Source organism: Runella zeae DSM 19591, from assembly GCF_000423565.1.
Lineage (GTDB): Bacteria > Bacteroidota > Bacteroidia > Cytophagales > Spirosomataceae > Runella > Runella zeae.
This window is the reverse complement of sequence record NZ_AUIF01000096.1, coordinates 1-3,664: the sequence shown is the minus strand read 5'-3', so window position 1 is coordinate 3,664 and position 3,664 is coordinate 1. Positions and strand designations below refer to the sequence as shown.

The window sequence follows — 3,664 nt, the reverse complement described above, 5'->3', positions numbered from 1 at the left end:
ACGCTGGAAGAAAGCAATGTGATAGTCAATCCTGCTATCAACGAATTGACGTTGCCGCAAGTGAAGGCGCAGTTTTCGACCTCGTTTCAATCCACGGGCTTGACGGTGACCACCCCAACGCTTGTCTGAGTATTTGGGAACAGCCCCCATAAAACCACCTGTTGCCGCTAGCTTTCCTATCAGTGGTGCACAGTTGAAGGAGATTTTTCCCACAACCGACCAAAGTCGCTGTGATGAAGTAGCGGAGATTATTAATAAATACAGCGATAAGTTTGAGATTAATACGCCGCTCAGGATGGCGCATTTTCTGGGGCAAATTGGATGGGAGTCTGCCCAATTAAAAGCAATGGGAGAAAAAAGTGGAGAGGGTACTTGTTATAAAAAAGCGAGTGCTGGTTGGAGTATCTGGTTTTCATTAACTTGGAAAGAAATACCTTTCAATAAAGATTGCTCTGATGCGCCGGATGATAGTCAAAAAAGTCAAAAAATCAAGAAGAATGGTTGGTCTTCTATTAATGATGTTCCCAAAAAATATATTTGTGATGGTGGAGAAGTAGAGAAGTCAGAAGCTGGTAAAAATCTATTTTGTTATGTTTACCGATGCGAAGGCGGGAATGGAGATGAAAACAGCTGTGATGGATATCGTTATAGAGGTCATGGCATCATGCAATTGACTTGGAAAAAACAGTACGAATCATTTAATAAATGGCTGATTTCGCAAGGATTTGATAACGATTATAAACAAGTTCTAACAGATCCAGACGAAGGCTTTAAAGATAAAGATATTGATGTTCTGTCAGGATTATGGTTTTGGGCTAAAAATGATTGTAACCAAGAAGCTGATAAATTGGATGAAAATTGTAGTCAAAATGAGTATGATAAATTAACTAAAAAAATTAATAATGGTTTGCTAGAATCAAATAAAAGGAAGCAATTATTTCTAAAAACATATGAAATTTTAAAGAAATGAAATTGATTAAAAAAGTGTCGCAAATGTTTTTATTGATTATAACAAATCTCTGTTTTAGTCAAAATAATGCAAATAATATATTGAGCTCTGTATTGGAGTTGGATAAGTCTTTGTTGTACAAAGAAATGGGTGCGCAAAGGTTTATTTTAAGTGATAAAAATCAAGTATATTATATTGATTTTTATTCTAATGGTAATGATTTTGAAAGTCAAATTCATAAAAATAAATATTTTTTTCTTTCAGATTCCATTTTTAATGTATTGTCTGTAAAAGAATTAAATGATAAAGAATTGGCTAGTTTTTTCAATGAAAAAAAGCATAAAACGCTGTTGTTGGAAAATAGTGTTTTAGATTTTTCAAAAGAAGATAGAATGCTTTATTTAGTTTATCTATCAATGGAAAATGAAAACTATACAGATGCTCATTTATATTCGTATCAATTTTATAATAAAAATACATTTAATCAATATGGATATGGTTGGACGCCAGGGCAGCCACAAATAGGTTATGTCTATAATTTAGCAAAGAATGTGCCTAGAGAAGTAATGTTTGAAATTCAAAAGATTAATCCAGATAGATATAAAACTTTGAAGATAAAACAATCTAAAATATTTAATGATAAGAAAATTGTAACCAAAATGTATTTGCTCAAAGGTGATATTGTAGAGATTATAGAGGAGAAAGGTGAATGGCTAAAAATCAGATATTATGGCAAAAGGATGGTTGAAGGGTGGATTAAGAAATCAGATGTAAATAACCCTTAAAATCTAATGGTCAACCCGCTTGGCGTATACACGAGGGTGGAAGAAAGCAATGTGATAATCAATCCTGCTATCAACGAATTGACGTTGCCGCAAGTGAAGGCGCAGTTTTCGACCTCGTTTCAATCCACGGGCTTGACGGTGACCACCCCCACGCTTGTCTGAGTATTTGGGAACAGCCCCCATAAAACCCCCTGTTGTTGCTAGCTTTCCCATTACAGGTGCTCAATTGAAAGAAATCTTTCCCACAACCGACCAAAGTCGCTGTGATGAAGTGGCAGAGATTATTAATAAATATTCTACAGAGTATGGGATAGATAATGCGGAAAAGATGAGTCACTTCATAGGACAAATTGGTGCTGAAACGCAGTTGAAAAGTTTAGATGAGAAATCATATTCTGCATCACGGATTTTGACCGCAGAGAAAACACGAACCATAAGAACGCATGACGGTAATAAGGTACTAAAATATTGTTCTATTTTCGAGGGCTACTCTCCCAGCGGTACAGGTTGTCCTTACCCCTATTGCGACGAAGATATTGTAGTTCCCACGGGCAGCTATAGTGACCTTTATGCCTCAATAACTTTCATGAAGCAGATGAACAAAACAGTTAGAGCCAACATAGTAGATGAACTACCCCGAGATCCTGATTTTTTCAATATTGTGTATGCTTGCCAGTTAAATAATGGAGGAATAGAATCGGGCGATGGATATCGTTTTAGAGGTAGAGGGTTTATTCAGATTACTGGGCAAACCAATTACCAAAAAATGGTTCAGAACAAGTGGGATGAAGTGCATGGAAAGGGCACAAAGGATTTTATGTGTAGAAGTAGTGATTGTGATAAAAATTTGGATGCCATTGCAGATGATTTAGATTTTTCGATGCTCATTTCACTTACCTTTTGGAAAGCGGGTAATACAAATGATTTAGCAAAGGAAGTGAATGAAAGTGCAATAAGAAAAGTAACAATAGCAGTAAATGGTGCAGAAAATGGAATTGATCACAGAGCAAAATATACCAACGAGGCGTATGCAATACTTAAGAAATAACTTCATGATTGTTTTGCTCTTGGTAACAAGTAATACCTTAGGGCAAAGTGTAGGTACCCCCTCAAATCTTAAAGACTTTGAAGGAATGTGGTGGTTTGTTCCACCTAGAGGGAGTAATGATACTAATTTTACATCTATCAAATATTTCAAAAACAGAATTAGGTTTAATGTTTTTTATTGGCATAAGTCAAAAAATATTGATGTAGATTCAATGTTGATTGGTTTGTTGTCAAAAGATAAGAAGATTTATAAACTATCTGATTTGGATTCAGTAGGAACGCGAATGTATTTTTATAGACCTAATCCCCAAGCCCCCAACGATAGCATCAAATATTTTCGAGAAGCCAGCCCAAGTTGTTCAGCGCTCTATAATGGAAATGCCATTGAAGAAGAATTGTTACCACCCGAAAAAGGTCGTCCTAATTATTTTACCTTCAGTTTTAACGGCAGAGACATCGACCGCCATGAGCAGCTACATCATTTGCCCAATTTAATAGTCTATAATCTGGTAAAAAACAAGAAACAACTGTATAAAGTAGAAGCTTTTTTGAATAAGAACTTTTCAATTATAACAAGCCCTAAAGTCTCTATTTTTAATGATACACGTAGTAAAACAAAAATGTATCTTCTAAAAAATGACCCAGTAGAAATAATTGAAAAGAAAGTAGATTGGCTAAAGATCAAGTACTATCCAGAAAACAATGGTGTGTGGACCGGAAAAACTATTGAAGGCTGGATAAGAGAATCCGATGTTGAGAAACTGTAATTAATTCGATTAACAAATCCTAACAATAGCAAACGGGTTTTAATCTCTCGGGGCAGCACACTTTTGCTTGTTTTTACGCTTGATACCGAAGCCAATGCCCAACGCCTAGCTGAGTA

The 3,664-nt window shown here is 35.6% G+C and carries 5 protein-coding genes; all 5 read left to right on the top strand.

Features of this window, described 5'->3' with window-relative positions:
- Positions 1–133: 133 nt before the first annotated feature.
- From G563_RS0118265 to G563_RS0118245, 5 genes are read left to right on the top strand one after another with little or no spacing between them, the layout of a single operon-like run.
- Positions 134–970 carry a glycoside hydrolase family 19 protein gene (locus G563_RS0118265; protein WP_169579782.1) on the top strand — a complete coding sequence of 279 codons (837 nt, stop codon included), beginning with the start codon at positions 134–136 and terminating at the stop codon, positions 968–970.
- Positions 967–1,734, top strand: coding sequence for an SH3 domain-containing protein (locus G563_RS0118260; RefSeq protein ID WP_028666567.1), 768 nt, complete (start codon positions 967–969; stop codon positions 1,732–1,734). Before G563_RS0118265 ends, G563_RS0118260 begins: the two co-directional genes overlap by 4 nt.
- A 6-nt stretch (positions 1,735–1,740) precedes the next feature.
- The gene (locus tag G563_RS38170; protein ID WP_157585455.1) at positions 1,741–1,896 is read left to right on the top strand and encodes a hypothetical protein; all 156 of its coding nucleotides are present in this window, start codon (positions 1,741–1,743) and stop codon (positions 1,894–1,896) included.
- A gap of 4 nt (positions 1,897–1,900) precedes the next feature.
- Positions 1,901–2,782, top strand: a complete 882-nt coding sequence (locus G563_RS0118250) for a glycoside hydrolase family 19 protein (protein WP_169579781.1) — start codon at positions 1,901–1,903, stop codon at positions 2,780–2,782.
- The gene (locus G563_RS0118245) at positions 2,763–3,548 is read left to right on the top strand and encodes an SH3 domain-containing protein (protein ID WP_028666565.1); all 786 of its coding nucleotides are present in this window, start codon (positions 2,763–2,765) and stop codon (positions 3,546–3,548) included. The genes G563_RS0118250 and G563_RS0118245 overlap by 20 nt, the downstream gene beginning before the upstream one ends.
- Positions 3,549–3,664: the final 116 nt, after the last annotated feature.

Bases quoted from the DNA above. Each gene is read 5' to 3' on its own strand.
- G563_RS0118260 (WP_028666567.1), top strand. From the start codon at position 967: ATGAAATTGATTAAAAAAGTGTCGCAAATGTTTTTATTGATTATAACA.
- G563_RS38170 (WP_157585455.1), top strand. From the start codon at position 1,741: ATGGTCAACCCGCTTGGCGTATACACGAGGGTGGAAGAAAGCAATGTG.
- G563_RS0118245 (WP_028666565.1), top strand. From the start codon at position 2,763: ATGCAATACTTAAGAAATAACTTCATGATTGTTTTGCTCTTGGTAACA.